This window comes from Acinetobacter sp. ACIN00229, assembly GCF_016106645.1.
Taxonomy (GTDB): Bacteria; Pseudomonadota; Gammaproteobacteria; order Pseudomonadales; family Moraxellaceae; genus Acinetobacter; species Acinetobacter oleivorans.
Genome location: NZ_JADWOM010000011.1, coordinates 1 through 17,926 on the forward strand (window position 1 = coordinate 1; position 17,926 = coordinate 17,926).

21 protein-coding genes are annotated in these 17,926 nt (G+C 37.1%); 10 read left to right on the forward strand and 11 right to left on the reverse strand.

What is annotated here, in order from left to right; translation table 11 throughout:
• Positions 1–74 precede the first annotated feature (74 nt).
• Positions 75–425, forward strand: a complete 351-nt coding sequence (locus tag I7H67_RS11485; protein WP_004792817.1) for a hypothetical protein — start codon at positions 75–77, stop codon at positions 423–425.
• Positions 426–488: 63 nt separating this feature from the next.
• On the forward strand, positions 489–701 hold the full coding sequence (locus tag I7H67_RS11490) for a hypothetical protein (RefSeq protein ID WP_005304605.1): 213 nt from the start codon (positions 489–491) through the stop codon (positions 699–701).
• Positions 702–748: 47 nt separating this feature from the next.
• On the opposite strand, the gene bioB is transcribed toward I7H67_RS11490, so the two are convergent.
• Positions 749–1,738 (reverse strand): biotin synthase BioB, encoded by a 990-nt coding sequence (gene bioB / locus I7H67_RS11495; protein ID WP_004792815.1) that lies wholly within the window; start codon positions 1,736–1,738, stop codon positions 749–751.
• 87 nt (positions 1,739–1,825) lie between these two features.
• Positions 1,826–2,926: a tRNA epoxyqueuosine(34) reductase QueG gene (gene queG / locus I7H67_RS11500; RefSeq protein WP_198307965.1), complete on the reverse strand. Its 1,101-nt coding sequence runs from the start codon at positions 2,924–2,926 to the stop codon at positions 1,826–1,828.
• Positions 2,927–2,952: 26 nt separating this feature from the next.
• Here queG and I7H67_RS11505 point away from each other — a divergent pair, with 26 nt between their 5' ends.
• A complete protein-coding gene (locus I7H67_RS11505; RefSeq protein WP_198307897.1) occupies positions 2,953–4,410 on the forward strand; it encodes an NAD(P)H-hydrate dehydratase in 1,458 nt (485 codons plus the stop codon).
• 7 nt (positions 4,411–4,417) lie between these two features.
• Here I7H67_RS11505 and ruvC read toward each other — a convergent pair whose 3' ends face one another.
• Complete coding sequence (gene ruvC / locus I7H67_RS11510) at positions 4,418–4,963, reverse strand: crossover junction endodeoxyribonuclease RuvC (protein ID WP_002121356.1); 546 nt, start codon at positions 4,961–4,963, stop codon at positions 4,418–4,420.
• A 198-nt stretch (positions 4,964–5,161) separates the two neighbouring features.
• On the opposite strand from ruvC, the gene I7H67_RS11515 reads away from it, so the two are divergent.
• Together I7H67_RS11515 and I7H67_RS11520 are read left to right on the forward strand one after the other, a co-directional pair.
• The gene (locus I7H67_RS11515; protein ID WP_107880113.1) at positions 5,162–5,755 is read left to right on the forward strand and encodes a helix-turn-helix domain-containing protein; all 594 of its coding nucleotides are present in this window, start codon (positions 5,162–5,164) and stop codon (positions 5,753–5,755) included.
• Positions 5,752–6,297, forward strand: a complete 546-nt coding sequence (locus I7H67_RS11520; RefSeq protein ID WP_107880112.1) for a GNAT family N-acetyltransferase — start codon at positions 5,752–5,754, stop codon at positions 6,295–6,297. Before I7H67_RS11515 ends, I7H67_RS11520 begins: the two co-directional genes overlap by 4 nt.
• 77 nt (positions 6,298–6,374) lie before the next feature.
• Here the strand turns inward: I7H67_RS11520 and blaOXA are convergent, their stop codons facing one another.
• The gene (gene blaOXA / locus I7H67_RS11525; protein ID WP_151827819.1) at positions 6,375–7,196 is read right to left on the reverse strand and encodes an OXA-213 family carbapenem-hydrolyzing class D beta-lactamase; all 822 of its coding nucleotides are present in this window, start codon (positions 7,194–7,196) and stop codon (positions 6,375–6,377) included.
• A 497-nt stretch (positions 7,197–7,693) separates the two neighbouring features.
• Between blaOXA and I7H67_RS11530 the strand changes: the two genes are divergently transcribed.
• On the forward strand, positions 7,694–8,257 hold the full coding sequence (locus I7H67_RS11530; RefSeq protein ID WP_151823111.1) for an FxsA family protein: 564 nt from the start codon (positions 7,694–7,696) through the stop codon (positions 8,255–8,257).
• 65 nt (positions 8,258–8,322) lie between these two features.
• Here I7H67_RS11530 and I7H67_RS11535 read toward each other — a convergent pair whose 3' ends face one another.
• Entirely contained in the window at positions 8,323–8,517 is a 195-nt protein-coding gene (locus I7H67_RS11535) for a hypothetical protein (RefSeq protein WP_005304619.1), read from the reverse strand.
• Positions 8,518–8,775: 258 nt separating this feature from the next.
• Between I7H67_RS11535 and I7H67_RS11540 the strand changes: the two genes are divergently transcribed.
• On the forward strand, positions 8,776–9,024 hold the full coding sequence (locus I7H67_RS11540) for a hypothetical protein (RefSeq protein WP_005304620.1): 249 nt from the start codon (positions 8,776–8,778) through the stop codon (positions 9,022–9,024).
• Between the two features lie 125 nt (positions 9,025–9,149).
• Here I7H67_RS11540 and metK read toward each other — a convergent pair whose 3' ends face one another.
• Positions 9,150–10,316 carry a methionine adenosyltransferase gene (gene metK / locus I7H67_RS11545; protein ID WP_004792802.1) on the reverse strand — a complete coding sequence of 389 codons (1,167 nt, stop codon included), beginning with the start codon at positions 10,314–10,316 and terminating at the stop codon, positions 9,150–9,152.
• A 538-nt stretch (positions 10,317–10,854) separates the two neighbouring features.
• Here metK and tkt point away from each other — a divergent pair.
• Positions 10,855–12,843 (forward strand): transketolase, encoded by a 1,989-nt coding sequence (gene tkt / locus I7H67_RS11550; protein ID WP_198307898.1) that lies wholly within the window; start codon positions 10,855–10,857, stop codon positions 12,841–12,843.
• Positions 12,844–12,900: 57 nt separating this feature from the next.
• Here tkt and I7H67_RS11555 read toward each other — a convergent pair whose 3' ends face one another.
• Positions 12,901–13,308 (reverse strand): OsmC family protein, encoded by a 408-nt coding sequence (locus tag I7H67_RS11555; protein ID WP_198307899.1) that lies wholly within the window; start codon positions 13,306–13,308, stop codon positions 12,901–12,903.
• A gap of 216 nt (positions 13,309–13,524) precedes the next feature.
• Here I7H67_RS11555 and I7H67_RS11560 point away from each other — a divergent pair, with 216 nt between their 5' ends.
• Positions 13,525–14,115 (forward strand): YceI family protein, encoded by a 591-nt coding sequence (locus I7H67_RS11560; protein ID WP_005304638.1) that lies wholly within the window; start codon positions 13,525–13,527, stop codon positions 14,113–14,115.
• A 45-nt stretch (positions 14,116–14,160) separates the two neighbouring features.
• On the opposite strand, the gene I7H67_RS11565 is transcribed toward I7H67_RS11560, so the two are convergent.
• Entirely contained in the window at positions 14,161–14,751 is a 591-nt protein-coding gene (locus tag I7H67_RS11565; RefSeq protein ID WP_013198108.1) for a lecithin retinol acyltransferase family protein, read from the reverse strand.
• A gap of 192 nt (positions 14,752–14,943) precedes the next feature.
• Between I7H67_RS11565 and I7H67_RS11570 the strand changes: the two genes are divergently transcribed.
• Entirely contained in the window at positions 14,944–15,690 is a 747-nt protein-coding gene (locus tag I7H67_RS11570; protein WP_198307900.1) for a phosphodiester glycosidase family protein, read from the forward strand.
• Between the two features lie 35 nt (positions 15,691–15,725).
• Here the strand turns inward: I7H67_RS11570 and I7H67_RS11575 are convergent, their stop codons facing one another.
• The 3 genes from I7H67_RS11575 to I7H67_RS11585 all read right to left on the reverse strand — a co-directional run bounded on the left by I7H67_RS11575 (position 15,726) and on the right by I7H67_RS11585 (position 17,870).
• A complete protein-coding gene (locus I7H67_RS11575; RefSeq protein WP_003651412.1) occupies positions 15,726–15,956 on the reverse strand; it encodes a hypothetical protein in 231 nt (76 codons plus the stop codon).
• A 248-nt stretch (positions 15,957–16,204) separates the two neighbouring features.
• A complete protein-coding gene (gene trmA / locus I7H67_RS11580; protein ID WP_198307901.1) occupies positions 16,205–17,290 on the reverse strand; it encodes a tRNA (uridine(54)-C5)-methyltransferase TrmA in 1,086 nt (361 codons plus the stop codon).
• 106 nt (positions 17,291–17,396) lie between these two features.
• Complete coding sequence (locus I7H67_RS11585) at positions 17,397–17,870, reverse strand: GrpB family protein (RefSeq protein WP_198307902.1); 474 nt, start codon at positions 17,868–17,870, stop codon at positions 17,397–17,399.
• Positions 17,871–17,926: the final 56 nt, after the last annotated feature.

Below are 17,926 nucleotides of genomic sequence, written 5' to 3' on the forward strand. Positions count from 1 at the left end.
TTAAGAATTTTTTAAGATTCAATTCCTACTGTTTTAGTTGTAATTCAATAAAAGATAATCTGGAGTTCCGTTCCATGAATAGTATGAAGTATAGCTATAAACCAAATTACTTTTTCTTTGCTCATAAACTAGTTTTGTTTTTAAAGGATTATCTGATTAAGCACCCAACGGAGCAGCAGACAACGTTTAACCTACAGACGATTTATGACATCTTCAGTCATGATCTTGCTTCAAGTACAACTAATCTTGAGGGTATCTTAAATATTGCAGATGAATACGTCTTTGAAACAGAAGATGGTTTACTTCCATTGATTAGTAAGCACTCTGTTAATCTCAAGAATCATGTACTTTCTTTGGAATTCTCACCACAAGCTTTGACAAGCTTATTGTCAGGTCGCTCTTTAGTGAATCCTAAAGCAGCTTAGATTTTCTTTTAAGGTAGAGTGAACTCATATAAAATTCATAAAATTTATTTTTAAGAGTTATTTATGAGTAAAGACTTTAAGGCCTTAACTTATATTGCGGATGATAAGATAGCAGATACAGTGACTTGGCTCTTACACCATCAAGATGTTTTCGATTCTTTTAATTTTGATGTATTGAGCCAGGAATTGTCTGTAACGCATGCAGCAGGAAAAGACATTATTCGAGTAGGGACATTTCTTAATGCCACTTACGGAATTTTAGTTACTTCTGTTTAAATAAAAAAGCCCTGAAAATCAGGGCTTTTTTATTTTACTGCACTAAGTTATGCACTCATTGCATTTACTGATAAGTCAGCAACTGTAGGTTTTGGTTTTTCTGCGGTTAAGCCAAGTTTATTAAACAACGCTTGGTCTTTACCTTCACCAGCATTTGGTGTGGTGAGTAATTTATCACCAGAGAATAGTGAGTTTGCACCCGCCATAAATGCTAATGCTTGATCTGAATCACTTAATGACTCACGACCAGCAGATAAACGAATATAGCTATGCGGCATAATAATGCGTGCAACAGCAATAGTGCGGATCCACTCAATTACATCAAGCTTTTCAACATCTGCTAAAGGTGTTCCTTCAATTGGAACAAGCATGTTAATTGGCACTGATTCAGGATGAATTGGCAAGGTAGCTAGTTCATGCAATAAACCAACACGGTCATCACGGCTTTCACCTAGACCTACAATACCGCCACTACAAACTTTCATACCAGCTTGGCGAACATAATCTAGGGTATTTAAACGATCATCAAAAGTACGTGTGCTAATGATGTGAGAGTAGTACTCACGAGATGTATCTAGGTTGTGATTGTAATAATCTAAACCAGCAACTTGTAGACGCTCTGCTTGAGATTGGTTAAGCATGCCTAAAGTCATGCATGTTTCTAAACCTAAAGCTTTTACTTCACGTACCATTTCTAATACATAAGGCATATCGCGCTCATGTGGGTTACGCCAAGCGGCACCCATACAAAAACGAGACGAACCTGAATCTTTTGCAGCTTTTGCTTCGCTAATCACTTTTTCTACAGCGATACGTTTTTCTGCTTCTAATTTTGATTCGTAATGTGCGGATTGTGAGCAGTATTTGCAATCTTCAGGACATTTACCCGTTTTAATAGATAAAAGGGTACTGACCTGAATCGAATTGGCAGTGAAGTGCTCACGATGTACTTGCTGAGCCTTGAAAACTAAATCCAAAAAAGGTTGTTCATATAAAGCTTGGATTTCTTCACGATTCCAATCATTACGTAGAGTCATTGTCATATCCATGATGATGGCATTAATTCACTACACATAATCATACAGAATTCGTATTAAAGCTATAGGGCAAAAAACATCATTTTTTTAATTTGATAGCTGAAGTTGATTAAGTTGCTGTTCAATTGCCCAATCAATATGCACATTGACGATTTCGTCATGTAAATTTTTGCCTTTGTGTAGCTGATCTACAATTTCTTTTGAATAAGGAGCATTTCCTAAACCAATCGCAATATTACGTTTAAATGACTGATAACCTGTCCGGCGGATAGGGCTACCTTCTGTATTTGCTAAAAAAGTGGTTTCATCCCATTGCCAGATATCTAGTAGACTAATATTGTCTAATCCATTTCTAGGATTGAAATCGCTAATGGACGCAGTTTTGGCAAAACTATTCCATGGACAAATTAATTGGCAGTCGTCACAACCAAAAACTCGATTACCAATCCCTGCACGTAATTCTTCAGCAATAATTCCTTTGTATTCGATAGTTAAATAAGCAATACATCGTCTTGCATCTAGCATATAAGGCTCGACAATCGCTTGCGTTGGGCAAATATCAATACAAGCGCTACAAGAACCACAATGTGCTGTTGCAGGTTCGTCGAAAGGTAAGTCGAGTGACGTAAATAGCTCACCTAATACAAAAAAAGAACCCGACTTTTTATGAATGAGCAACGTATGCTTACCTGTCCAACCCATTCCTGCACTTTCAGCTAATGATTTCTCAAAAATAGGAGCAGAATCGGCAAAAGGGCGAGATTCAAAATCGCCGACTTTTTCACGAATTCTTGTTGCTAAAGTTTTCAATCTGCCACGCATGACTTTATGGTAATCACGGCCACGTGCATAACGGGCGATAATCGCAGAATTTGGTTCGAAAGGTACATATCGAGGTTTTGGAGATTCCACAAGATAATTCATACGAACGCAAATAATACTTTTTGTGCCAGGAACTAATAATGTAGGGTCGGCTCGTTTTTCTAGATTTTCTTCTAAATAGGTCATGTCTGCATGATAACCACGTTCTAGATATTCTAAAAAACGTGGCATTTGCTCTTGAGCATCTGGTTTTGCAATGACACAATCAGCAAAACCCAAGTCTAAGGCTTGAGCTTTGATCCATGCTTTTAATTCATGAGGATCAAGTTGTTGCACTGCAATGCGTGATGTGTCGGAAGATGTCATAAACCAAAATGCAAGAGGATAATAATATGCAGGCGGTAGTTTACCATAGCGATGATATTCGAGCATGGGAGCAGCGTTGGTTTGCTGCACAAAACTCCTCATTAGGTTTAATGCAACAAGCAGCTTGGTCAATCGCTCAGCAGTTCATCGAGCTTTTTAAAAATCGTACCATTAATAATATTGCTGTTTGGTGCGGGCAAGGCAATAACGCAGGTGATGGCTACTTTATAGCAGGTTATCTAAAACAAGCTGGATTTCACGTTGAAATATTTGCAGCTCCATTGGGTGAATCAACCGATTTACATTGTGCAGCACAATTTGCTATAGAAAAGAAAGTTCAAATTCATTCAAATTTTGATATTAAAAAAACATTCGATTGCCATATTGATGCTCTATTTGGCATAGGCTTAAATCGCGAATTAAATACTAATTGGCAACAGGCCATTCATCAATTTAATGAACAATCTGGCTTAAAAGTTTCGATTGATATACCGAGTGGCTTACATGCAAATACAGGCTGTGCTTTACCTTTTGCAATACGAGCTGATCATACCTTTACTGTTTTAGGTCTTAAGGCAGGATTATTTACAGGTCAAGGCAAAGAATATGTGGGACAAATTCATTTAGTTAATTTAATTCCAATAGACCAAGAGCTGAAACCTTTAGCTTATTTGACATCTACAAATATTAAGCTTCCTAAACGTTTGGCTTTTGGTCATAAAGGGAGCTATGGACATGTTTTGGTGATAGGTGGACATGAGCAAATGGGTGGCGCTGTCATTATGGCTGCTGAGGCTGCTTTTCATGCAGGTGCAGGTAAGGTGACCGTGATTTGTCATCGCAACCATCATCAAGCTATTTTGTCGCGGGCACCTAATATTATGCTCCGTGATATTAATGCTTTAGATGAAGAAAATATTAGAGAGATTTTATCTCAAGTTGATGCAGTATGTTTTGGAATGGGATTAGGGCGAGATGATTGGGCACAGCAAATTTATCAGCAATGGTTTACTTTGTTAAATCAGAGTACACACCTAGAAACTGTTTTAGATGCGGATGCTTTATGGCTTCTTGCCAAGCAGCCTGAAAAATTGGGTACACATGTTTATGCGACGCCTCATCCGGGAGAAGCTGCTACCTTACTTGGTTCCTCTACAGCGCAAATTGAAAATGACCGAATTGCTGCAATTTATGCCTTGCAACATAAATATGCGGGTCAGTGGGTACTTAAAGGAGCAGGTAGCTTAATTTTAGAGGATAACTTGTATATTTGTACCGAAGGTAATGCCGGTATGGGAACTGGTGGAATGGGTGATGTATTAGCTGGAATGATTGCAAGCCTAAAAGCTCAGTTCCATAAGGCAATTGCATTACATGAGATTGTTACCCTTCATGCTCAGGCAGGTGATGAACTTGCAAAACAAGGTATGCGTGGTTTACAGGCTTATCAAATGAATGAAGCAATTACTCAAGTAGTGAACTAAGAAAGTTTTAACGTCTACGACTACTAGAGCGGCTTCGTCCACGCGCCATACCACCTAAGGCATTAAGGACAGAAAGTTTACTCATACTTCCCGATGCATGAGCATGGCAAATAGCGGCAGCAAGAGCATCGGCTGCATCGGATTGAGGTTTAATCGTCAAGTTAAGTAATCGCATGACCATCATTTGTACTTGTTCTTTATCTGCGGCACCATAACCAACGACAGACTGTTTAATTTGACGGGCAGTATATTCTGCAACTTGTAAATCTAAATTAACTAATGCGGCTATGGCAGCACCACGAGCTTGTCCCAGTTTTAAAGCAGAGTCTGGGTTTTGAGCCATAAAGACCTGCTCAACAGCAGCTTCAGTGGGACCATGAAATTTCACAATTCGCTCAACGCCAGCAAAAATGCGTTTTAAGCGTTCTGGCATTTCTTGAGTTTCAGTTCGGATTGTACCAGCATCAACAAAACGCAGTTTACTACCATCTTTTTCAATGATTCCATAACCTGTTAAGCGTGAACCTGGGTCAATTCCAATAATTAATGCCATGTGAAGACTTATATAAATAGTTCAGTGGGTATTGTTACATAGCCAAAACAGTTATGCATGAGTAATTTAAAGAATGCTGTGATGAATGGTTATTTTTCGGTTTTTATCGAACCAATTTATATTTTCTAAAATCATTTGATGTAATTCTATTTTAATGGAATACTTATCTATAATTTTGGAATTAAAGTCTGTCGGCAGATGGAAGATATAAATATACGCATTGCGCAGCAAGTACGTGAATTGCGTCTAGCCCGTGGATATACCTTAGATGTTCTTGCAACTCGATGTCAGGTAAGTCGTTCTGCAATTTCGTTAATTGAACGAGGTGAGGCGAGTCCTACAGCTGTTGTCCTTGAAAAGCTGGCAAATGGTTTAGGTGTGCCTTTGACTCAGCTATTTGATATCCCACAAAACGATCAATCACCTCAGCCTATGGTTCGGCGTACTCAACAATCAGAATGGAAAGATCCCGAAACAGGTTATATTCGCCGTCAGGTTTCACCGCCAAATTGGAAATCTCCATTTCAAATCGTTGAAATCGAATTCCCGCCTCAGTCACGAATTACGTATGAAATTAGTGAAACCTCGAAGGTGGTACAACAGCAACTCTGGGTAGTTGAAGGAGAAATTGATATTCAATTAGGTGATTCTTCTTATGCTTTAAGCACAGGGGATTGCTTGGCAATGCAACTCAACCAGCCCGTTATATACAGTAATAATTCATCTCAAGTCGCTCGCTATATTTTAGTCGTCTCTAATCAACTTGTTTCTGCCGTTAAGGAATCTTTATGACCTATTCCCTCAATTCTAATTTTCGTTTAATTGATTGTAATGAAGCAGAATATTCTGGGGCTATATTAGAGATTCTGAATGAGGCAATCATTAATTCTACCGCTCTATATGACTATTTACCGCGCTCTGAAGAATCGATGAAAAACTGGTTTTCAGTTAAAAAAGAAAATGGTTTTCCAGTAATTGGTATTATTGATGAAACAAATAAGTTATTGGGTTTTGCGAGCTGGGGAACCTTCAGGGCTTTTCCTGCCTATAAATATACTGTTGAACATAGTATTTATATTCATCATGAGCATCGTGGTAGTGGGCTAAGCAAAATTTTAATGCAAGAGTTGATTAAGCGTGCTCAAGAGGCTGAGCTACATGTATTGATAGGCTGTATTGATGCGACCAATCAGGCAAGCATTGGTTTACATGAAAAAATGGGCTTTATCCATGCAGGTACTTTTAAACAGGTTGGGTTTAAGTTTGGACAATGGTTGGATGCCGCTTTTTATCAGTTAAATTTAAATACGCCACAGCAGCCAGTTGATGGGTAAATCATAAAGCTCAAATCTCAAGTTTAAGAAAATAGCCCAGTTTATGATGAAATAAAAACAGGGCTATAGAGCCTAAATTATAAAACACCGAGTTGTTCTAATCCTTTATAAGCAATTTCTTTTCGAATAGAACTAGGAATTCCTTTTTTCATTTCTAAATTGAGTGAGAATGCCACAATTTCTCCTTGTGGTTGAACGACCCAACCGGTTAACCAGCCAACTTGTGGTTCAACATCCCATCCCCAACCACTTTTAGCATAAATTTTACGTCCATTTTTTTCTTCTATGAACACCATTGATTGGACTTGTTCTTGTACATTTTTACTAAATGGAAGAGTTTTATTAGCTAATTCATAAGCAAATTGGGTTTCTTGCTCAGGAGTAATTTTAAGTGGGCCGACAAGCCAAAAATTATCTACTTTTGAACCGATGTCCACATTACCAAAACCAATACGTTTTACCTCTTTAGACATAAGATCAAGGCCAATTCTTCGCGCTAGTTCTTGATAAACTGGAATAGCAGAAGCTTTCATTGCATCGCCTAGAGTCATGTCCTTTTCCCAATCAGGAAACAAACGCTTTTGCCCGTCCCATTTAAATACTTCAGTTGTCGTTGCTTTATGATATTCAAGTCCAATTAAAGCATTTAACATTTTAAAGGTAGAGGCGGGAACATATTCGGTTGATGCTCTTTTAAGATCATTGCCATAAATTTCTTCAGTTTGCCCACGCTTAATCACTAAAACTCCTGTGGTCTGTGCCTGATCAAACAGAGATTTAATTTCTTCTGAATTTTTATTGGCGGAAATAGAATGTGTTTGGTGTTGTTTTACCGTGTTAGAAGAGCAGGCAGATAAAAATAGAGTAGCTGTCGCAACGACAAGGACTTTTTTATACATAATTCTGACTAAGTTTAATTTGAAGTGTTATTAATTAATTTAACTTGAATAGAGCTATCTCTAGATAGGTAAAATGTAAGCTATTTAGCGAGATCTACATGTCGGTAGTATCTTTAAAGTTCTCAAAAGATACAGCGGAAGTAAAGGAATACACATAACGTTACTAAGTAAATAAGACTTTATTTGACTAAATACGTTCTTTTTCAAAGAGCTTTTCGCTCAAATAAAGCAAAAAATTTAAAATCTGATTGAAGTGGCACTTGATAAACCTGATACAGCACTCATTAATAAGAAAGCATGTTTGTTTTTATCGAGTTAAAATCAAATGTACTCCAGTATTGCAGACTCTTATTGATCCGATGGTATTGTTAATTTTTTAGAAATTAGACAAAACAATCAAAGTTAAGAGAAATGCTTAATCCTTATTTGAAACTTAGATAAGGTTAGGTCAAATAAAACTGCAATGAATTTTCTTTTTGAGATAGATAAAGTTTTACATGAATTTACTTCTTATTGTAGTTCTGGGCGCGATTGTTGAAATTGCCGTATGGATTGGCGTAGCACAGTTCATCAGTGGATGGTACGTGTTCTTTTGGTTCATTATTGCTTTCTTTATTGGTTTGGGGCTTATTCGCAGAAGTACTGCTGGTATTATGCCTCAATTACAGCAAATGCAGATGACAGGCCAGCTAGGTAGTGACCCAACTGTAACTAAAAAACTTGCTTACGCTTTTGCAGGTTTCTTATTAATGTTACCAGGTCTTGTATCTGATGTTTTGGCTGTTTTAATTTTGATTCCTGGTGTTCAAACCGCATTTCGTAACATAGCGATGAGAACTCTTGCAAAACGCCAACAAGCCATGATGAATAAAATGATGGGTGGTATGGGCGGTAATGCTTCAGGACAAAATCCATTTGCTGATTTAATGCGTCAAATGCAAGATATGCAAAATCAGCAAGGTGGTGGTCAAGGCCAATACCATGACTCAAACATTATTGATGGCGAAGCGCGAGATGTTACGCCAAACCACAAAACAATTGAGCATAAAAATAAAGATTAATAAGTGATTATGTTATGAAAAAGCTTAAACCTCATGGGTTTAAGCTTTTTTTATTTCTAAAATTATTATTGATTCTGAGAAACCGAAGTAGATGAATCACTATCGTCTATTTCTAATTTAGTTTCTTCTTGTGGTTTTGGCTGTGGTTGATATTTATTTGAAGATAGAGCGGTTTGCTTGTTTTCAGATTGTTGATAACCTCGACTTCGGTTTGCTCTTTCGCGAAAGCCACCTTTATTAATCAGCTGTGTATGAGACATGCATTTGCCTAAAATGTGAGATTATTCGCTTATTTTAGCAAATTTGGCAAAATATCAAAATAAGAAAAATAGTGCCAAAAAAATAATATTTAACTTATCTGTCTGTATTTTAATAATATTTTTTAATTGACTCAATTGTTCATTCAGATTGAATTATCTTTTCATTTCACATAGGATAAATATAAAGGATGTATAAATTAAAAATGCAGCAAACCTATTAAAAAAACAACGGTTGAAATGAGGGAAGGAGGGTTACCTATGCTATATCAATACCATTGTGCGTGTTGCGACAAAGTTGTGGCATCAACTGATAAATCATGTCCATATTGTGGTTCGCAACATATTCGAAGCCCGTATGGTTTGTGGATGTTTTGTGTGATGGCTTGTCTAGCGGTTGTCGTTGTATTTAAAGTTGTCCATATTTATGTCCAGAATCATCAAGATACTCCGACGCAGTCAACATTACTTGATGTATTAAATCAGGATGATAAAACCACAAGACAATAAATTTTGATCAGAGCTACAAATGATATGGCATCAAGGATGGTTGCTAGAAGCGTAAACCCTACATATTATGAAATTTGAACTAAAAAAAGCCCGCTCATTGGCGGGCTTTTTTTTATGACTTTATATTAGAGACCAGCAGCATCTTTAAGAGCTTCAACTTTATCAGTTTTTTCCCATGTAAATGCAGTATCTGATCCTTCGCGACCAAAGTGGCCATAAGCCGCAGTTTGTTTATACATTGGCTGAATAAGATCCAGCATACGAGTAATACCAAACGGTCTTAAATCGAAATGATCACGTACAAGTTGAATAATCAACTCATCAGAAACTTTTGCTGTACCAAATGTATTAATTGAAATTGAAGTAGGTTCTGCTACACCAATTGCGTAACTCACCTGAATTTCACATTTGTCAGCAAGACCAGCTGCTACAATATTTTTTGCAACATAACGGCCTGCATATGCAGCAGAACGGTCAACTTTAGATGGATCTTTACCAGAGAAAGCACCACCGCCGTGACGAGCCATACCACCGTATGTATCAACAATAATTTTACGACCTGTTAAACCACAGTCACCTACAGGGCCGCCAATAACGAACATACCTGTTGGGTTAATGTGGAATTTAGTCGCAGCGTGGAACATTTCAGCAGGAATGATCGGCTTGATAATTTCTTCAATAACAGCTTCTTTAAGCTGGCTTTGAGTAATTTCAGGATCATGTTGAGTAGATAAAACAACTGCATCTAGACGTACAGGCTTGCCATTTTCATATGCAAAAGTAACTTGGCTTTTTGCATCTGGGCGTAACCATGGAAGTGTGCCTGAGCGACGAAGTTCAGCCTGACGTTCCATTAAACGGTGAGCATAAGAAATCGGAGCAGGCATTAAAACATCTGTTTCACGGCTTGCATAACCGAACATTAAACCTTGGTCACCGGCACCTTGATCTTCAGGTTTTTGACGGTCTACACCTTGTGCAATCTCTGGTGATTGTTTACCAATCATATTGATTACAGCACATGTTGATCCATCAAAGCCAAGATCAGAGTGGTGGTATCCAATACCGTTAACAGTATTACGAACAACAGCTTCAACATCAATATTAGCAGTCGTTGTTACTTCACCAGCAAGTACAACAGCGCCTGTTTTTACCAGTGTTTCACATGCAACACGTGCGTATGGGTCTTCTTTTAAGATTGCATCCAAAATAGCGTCGCTAATTTGGTCGGCCATTTTATCGGGATGACCTTCGCTTACAGATTCCGAGGTAAAAACAGCGTACTCGCGCATGAAAGTCCTATCTTGGTTATTTCAAAAGACATAATATGTTACATCGACTTGAGCTTAAGGACCAGTTCATACTGACCAAAAAGCATGAATTTGTTTCATTTATACTGTGTTTTAATTGATAAGTGTATTAGTAAAATTGATATAAAGAATGTTTATTTAAAGTATTGGTATTTTAATAACAAGTTATTAGAGTACTTTTTAGACATATGAATTAACAAAAAGATTATGTCTTCTAAGTGGGATTTTAAAGAAAAGAAACATGATCAACCTAGATAGAGGTTTCAAAATATTTTATCTATATATCAAAGTCTAATAGAACGGTCTGTTCGTATAGGAGAGTAGTATTTAAGAAAATGAGCACTGTTTTGTATAACTTAAAGGTCCAAATGATTTTTGTGTAACCAAGAAACGGTTAAAAATAAAGAAATATACTATGTTGGGGTTTACCCTCAGCCTTTTTTTTAAGACAATATAGCGGCATTGAATTGTTATTCATCTTCTTCTTTTCATCAATCTATTAAAATTGGATTCTGATCTTATGACGACCCCTTTAAACGAACGTCGTATTGCAAATGCAATTCGTGTATTGGCAATGGATGCTGTGCAACAGGCAAACTCAGGGCATCCTGGTGCTCCAATGGGGATGGCAGATATTGCTGACGTCGTCTGGCGCGAGTTTTTAAATCACAACCCAACTAACCCACAATGGGCAAACCGCGACCGTTTCGTTTTATCAAACGGCCATGGTTCAATGTTGCAATATGCTTTGCTTCATTTAACAGGTTATGATCTTTCAATTGAAGATTTAAAACAGTTCCGTCAATTACATTCAAAAACTCCTGGTCACCCTGAATATGGTTATGCACCAGGTATCGAAACTACGACTGGTCCTTTAGGCCAAGGTATTGCAAACGCTGTTGGTTTTGCATTGGCAGAAAAGACTTTAGCTGCTCAGTTCAATAAAGATGATTTAAAAGTAGTTGATCACTTTACTTATTGTTTCTTGGGCGATGGCTGTTTAATGGAAGGTATTTCTCACGAAGTATGTTCTTTAGCAGGTACTTTACAGCTTGGTAAATTGATTGCTTATTATGATGACAATGGCATTTCAATTGATGGTGAAGTAGAAGGCTGGTTCAGCGATGATACAGAAGAGCGTTTTAAAGCCTATGGTTGGCAAGTTCTTCGTGTTGATGGGCATGATGCTGATGCGATTCGTCAAGCAACAATCGAAGCAAAAGCTGAGACTCAAAAACCAACAATCATTATGTGTAAAACGATTATTGGTTTAGGTTCGCCAAATAAGCAAGGTAAAGAAGACTGTCATGGTGCGCCATTAGGTAAAGATGAGATTACTTTAACTCGTGAAGCATTAGGCTGGAAAGAAGAAGCATTCGTTATTCCTGCTGATGTATATGCTGCATGGGACGCGAAAGCAAAAGGTACTGAATCTGAAGCAGCTTGGAATGCGGTATTTGCACAGTATCAAGCAAAATATCCAACTGAAGCAGCTGAGTTACTTCGTCGTATTAGCGGTGATTTACCAGCTGAATTTGCAGCACAAGCAGATGCATTCATTCGTGAAACAAATGCGAAAGGCGAAACTATCGCAACACGTAAAGCGAGCCAGAACACATTACAAGCATTTGGTCCTTTATTGCCTGAATTACTAGGTGGTTCTGCTGACTTAGCTGGTTCTAACTTAACGCTTTGGAAAGGTTGCCAAGGCATTCAAGAAAACCCAGCTGGTAACTACGTATATTATGGCGTACGTGAGTTCGGTATGACTGCAATTGCGAATGGCGTTGCATTGCATGGCGGTTTTGTTCCTTACGTTGCAACATTCTTAATGTTTATGGAATATGCGCGTAATGCAGTACGTATGTCTGCATTGATGAAACAACGTGTAATTCATGTTTATACACATGACTCAATTGGTCTAGGTGAAGATGGTCCAACTCACCAACCAATCGAACAAATTGCTTCTTTACGTGGTACACCGAACCTAAATACATGGCGTCCTGCTGATACTGTAGAAACTGCTACTGCGTGGAAATCTGCTTTAGAACGTAAAGATGGCCCTACAGCACTTATTTTCTCTCGTCAAAACTTACCATTCCAAACACGTTCTGAAGAACAAATTCAAAATGTTGCAAAAGGTGGTTACGTTCTTGCTCAAGAAAAAGGCGAATTGAAAGCAATCATTATTGCAACTGGTTCTGAAATTTCTTTAGCAATGGAAGCTTATGCTCAACTTGACGGTGTGCGTGTAGTTTCTATGCCATGTGCAGAAGAGTTTATGAAACAAGACGCTGCATATCGTGAAGCTGTATTACCAGCTCATATCCGTGCACGTGTTGCAGTTGAAGCAGCTCATGTTGACTACTGGTGGAAGTTTGTTGGTCTTGATGGCAAAGTAATTGGTATGACAACTTATGGTGAGTCTGCACCAGCAAAAGACTTGTTCCAATTCTTTGGTATTACAACTGAAGCTGTTGTTGCAGCAGTAAAAGAGTTAACTGCTTAAATATTGAAGGAGTTTAAAAAAGCGCTCCTCATGGAGCGCTTTTTTTATATTTGGAGATTAAATGCTAAGTTCGGTTTGAATATTGATTTGAGACGTCAGTAATTTATGAATAGGGCAGTTTTCAGCAACTTTTAATAAGCGCTTGTGTTGATCTTCCGTGAATTCACCTTTGAGTGTGATTTTGCGTTCAATATTATTTTGGCGTTTCTCTGGTTCACCATTTGGGTTTAATGCTAAGTCCACTTGAACATGATCAATCTTAATACCTTTAAGATTTGCATACATCTCTAATGTGATGGTAGTGCAAGCACCTAAAGCAGACAGTAAGATTTGAACTGGGTTTGGTGCAGTATCTTGCCCACCTTTGTCTGTAGGTTCATCAGCAAACCATTGGTGACCTGAAGGATCGGTCAGAGTTACTCGATATGGAGTGGAAGTACTTTGTGCTTGAGCAGTGTTAGCCATGTTTTACCTTATTATTAATCAAAAATCGAAGTAAAAACGAATTAATTTAAGAGTGCAGACACGGTACGATAGTACCTATACTTTATAATATTGTTTTTAAATAATAACTGTAACGCTTTTATTGTTGCATGGATGAAACATATCGTTTTATAAAGAATAGTGAATTAAATTACTTGATGTATACACTAACGACTATATCAATAAAGGATACGAAAAATGCATCTTAAAACATTAAGCTTCGGTTTGGCAGTAGCATTAGCTAGTTCAGTTACTTTAGCTGCACCAGTCGACTACAAAATTGATCCAACACATACAGCTACTGTTTTCTCGTGGAATCACTTTGGTTTCTCTACTCCAAGCGCTAACTTCTCGGATATCCAAGGTGTAATTAAAGTTGATAATGCTAAACCAGCAAACTCATCTGTTAATGTAACTATTCCTTTAAGCAGCGTAAATACAAACGTTCCTGCTTTGGATAAAGAGTTCCAAGAAGAAGCTTGGTTTAATGCAGCTAAATATCCAAACATTACTTTTAAAAGTACTAAAGTTGAAACCAAAGACAAAAAGCACTTTAAAATTACTGGTGACTTAACTGTTAAAGGTGTAACGAAGCCTGTTGTACTTGACGCTGTTTTAAACAAGCAAGGCGAACACCCAATGGCAAAAGTTCCAGCGATTGGTTTCAATGCTACAACTTCATTCAAACGCTCTGACTTTGGTCTAGGTAACTACGTTCCAAACGTGGGTGATAAAATCACTGTAAACATTACGACTGAAGCAACTGTTGCTAATGCAGCTAAAAAATAAGCTATAAGTTTTCTCAAAAGCCCTCATCTTTGAGGGCTTTTTTATTTAGATTGGTTCTTTTTTATCTGGATCTATAAATACTAAAGGGACTGAAGGATCAATATTCCTTTTTTCAGATTTTTCTCTTAGGAATTGGTAAGTAGGGACTTTCATTTTTGCTTGATCACGCAATTTCTTTTTAATATAGAGAACGAGAGCAAAACATGTTGTTGCAACAGTGAGCATCATACCATTCATATAGCTCATGATTGAACTGACATAACCGATGGTCGTTAATCGGTGCATCATACGTTCAACCTGAGTACTACTTTCAATTCCAGTAATTGCCCAGCTACATAAATGTTCGCAGTTGTTAATAATGAGATGATAGTGATTTTCATGCATGCGTGAACGCATACGACGCACGACTGCTTTTCCTTTATAGCGTGGCGTGTCATAAGAGCGAACGTGAATTTTTTTGCCATGCGAGAATGCATCTATTGAGGTGATCTCAATCGGACGTTTTTTGATGAAATGCGCTAAGCCAGAATAATGGATAACTCGACCTCTCCCAGCATATATACCGTGATGGCTATAGCCGAGATGCTTTACGATGAGATGAGCCCCTAGAGGGTAGCGTTTATTCGATTGCTGCATGCTTACGCTGATCCAATAAAGTGTAAATGGCTTTTATTGAAAAGCTGCCAACTATTATAACCAATATCAGCAATGTAAGTGTATTGATTACGTCGAATGAATGAGTTTGGCTCATACCCAATCTATTTGTCTTTATTGTATATAATTTAAAGATTTCATATGAAGGAAAAATGTCATGCTTGGTGGTACTAAATGAAATGGTTGGTGTGGTGCTTAACGATATATGGTCTTTTGATTCAGTCTGTCTATGCCATAGAACATCAGCAAGTTAAAACGGCGGAAGGCGATCAATATGATGTGATTGCAATTAGCAATTTAAAACAGTTGCGTCTTTTTCTTAAGAATTCCACTAATCAACAGTATTACAAAAGCTTTAATAATATTCAGAAAAATTTAAAGCAGTGTGAGCGTCTTTCTTTTGCAATGAATGCAGGGATGTTTCATCCAGGATTTTCTCCAGTAGGGCTGTATGTTGAGCAAGCTAAAGTAATTCAGCCATTAAATGAAAATAAAGGATTGGGAAATTTCTTTTTACAGCCGAATGGTGTGCTGGGTTGGAATAAAAAACAGGCCTTTATTTTAACAATGCAGCAATATAGTCGACGCGATTTCAATGTTGAGTATGCGACACAATCTGGCCCAATGTTAGTTATTGATGGGAAGATAAACTCCCTTTTTTTACCAGACTCTCAATCGAATAAAATTCGTAATGGTGTTGGTATTCGAAATAATAAGCTCTACTTTGTAATATCGAAAAATAGCGTGAGTTTCTATAGATTTGCTCAGTTCTTTAAAAGAAACCTTAAGGTAGAGCAGGCTTTATATCTCGATGGTTCTATTTCTAGTTTATATATTCAAAAAAACAAGCGTAATGATCAATTATTTCAAATGGGGCCAATTGTTGGTTCGGTTGATCAGACAGATTGCCAAATAAAGTGAAATATAAAAAAGCCAGTACAAGACTGGCTTTTTTATTAGTGAATAGATGGTTTTTGAGTGAGTTCATTTAACTCTTTTCGGCTATAACCACGGGAAATAAGAACTTTTTTTATTCCCTTAATGACATCTTCATCTGTTGCTAGTGCAAGAGCACTTAGAAGTTGTTCATTTGTTTTACATGAGCAGTCATTTTCAACACAAGCAGTTTGGTTTTTATGCTCGTTATGCTGTTGATCTGCTAAGAACAGCTTTTGCCAAAAACTCATAGAGCCTTCATATACAACCTAACATAGCTCGAAATATAGCCAATTTAAAATAAAATACAAGTCTCTATAAGTGATAAATCCACCAATTGAACTCAAGAATTTTCGATAGGAATGCTCGAGTTAAACGAAATTATGACGGATAGATGACTTGATATTTTTTGAAAATTTAAATACTTAACTAATAAAGTGTTAAAAAATAAGGAGGTACAAAACCTCCTTATTTTAAACTTTACAATGAAAGATTTTGTTTAAATCTTCTCAAGTAATACACCTGACTCAACATGATGCGTATAAGGGAATTGATCGAACAATGCAAACTTAGTAATACGGTGAGTTAAACCTAATATTTTTAAGTTCTCATACAGTGTATCTGGGTTACATGAAATATAAATAATACGTTCAAAACCCTGTAATAATTTCAAAGTTTCATCATCAATCCCTGCACGTGGGGGATCAACAAATACGGTATCAAAGTCATAGCTCTGAATATCAATATTTGCTTCTTGTAGACGGCGGAATTCGCGCTCACCTTGATAAGCTTGAGTGAATTCTTCAGCTGAAAGACGGGCTACTTGAATATTATCGATCTGATTTTGTTCGATGTTCCATTGAGCAGCATAAACAGAGGATTTTGCAAGTTCTGTTGCCAAAACGCGTTCAAACTTTAAAGAAAGTGGAAGAGTAAAGTTACCGTTACCACAGTAAAGCTCTAATAAATGTTTTTTCGATCCTTCTGCCGCATCACATGCCCATTGCAGCATTTTTTTGCAAACCTGTGCATTTGGCTGAGTAAAGCTACTTTCAATTTGTTTGTATTTAAATGAACGGTTTAAAAGTTCAAATTCTTCAACGACGAAATCATCGCCAATAATAATTTTCTGGCCACGACTGCGGCCCATAATTTTAATGTCTAATTTCTCAGCAAGCGCTTTAGCTGCCTGTTCCCATTCTTGATCTAGTTTACGGTGATAAATTAAGGTAACTAACATTTCTCCGCTAAGTGTAGCGAGGAAATCAGCTTCGAATATACGGTTAGAAAGTTTGGGTTCCGCTTTGAGTTCTTCCAAAAGTTTTGGCATTAAATCATTAATGCTTTGGTCCGCAATAGGAAACTCATCAATGCGTACAACTGTTTTTTGCTTGTCATCATCGTTACGTTCAAACATGGCATAGAACATGTCATTTTCTGTATGCCAGATACGAAACTCAGCACGCATGCGGAAATGTTGTTCAGGTGACTCAAACACTTCTAATGTAGGTGGAGTAAGTTCAGAAAATTGGGCAGTAATGCGGTCAATTTTAGTTTGAAGTTGTTGATGATAAGAAGAGGTCATAGACAAAGAAAATTTAGACAGAATCAAATAGTGAATGGTATCAAAAAAAACGGGGTTACAGGAGCCAATTTTAGCTAGATATCAATAAGCAAGACTAACGTTAAAATTAAGGATGTTTCAACACGCGATTAATAAAATCGGCTTTTATTGTTCTATATTGATCATGATTTAAATGGCTACACTCTAATTTTAATTGGTTATATTCGTTGACCAATAGTGGTGAGTCTATAAGCTTATTTCTAAATGTTAAGAAAAATGTGAATACTGAATCCGTTACTACAATTTGAAATGCTACATTATCGTTGTTGAGTGATTCGAGCATACAAAGCTCATCTGTCCTTAGAGTATTTTGCTTCTCTATAAAATTAAGTGTTTTTAACTGAGCTATTGCGAATTCAAATTGATCAGGTCCAACTTCAACATAAATATCTAGATCACCTTTTGAAATTGCATTAGGTATTGCAGATGAACCAATGTGCTCAATTTGGGCAAATGGTAGAAGTGTGGAAATATCTTTTTTATACGAATTAAAAAGTTGAGCACATCTTTGTTGATATTGTTCTGGTTCTAAAAAGACCATAATGAAAATCTCAATTTGATAAAATTTATATATTTAAGAATAGATTACTTTATTAA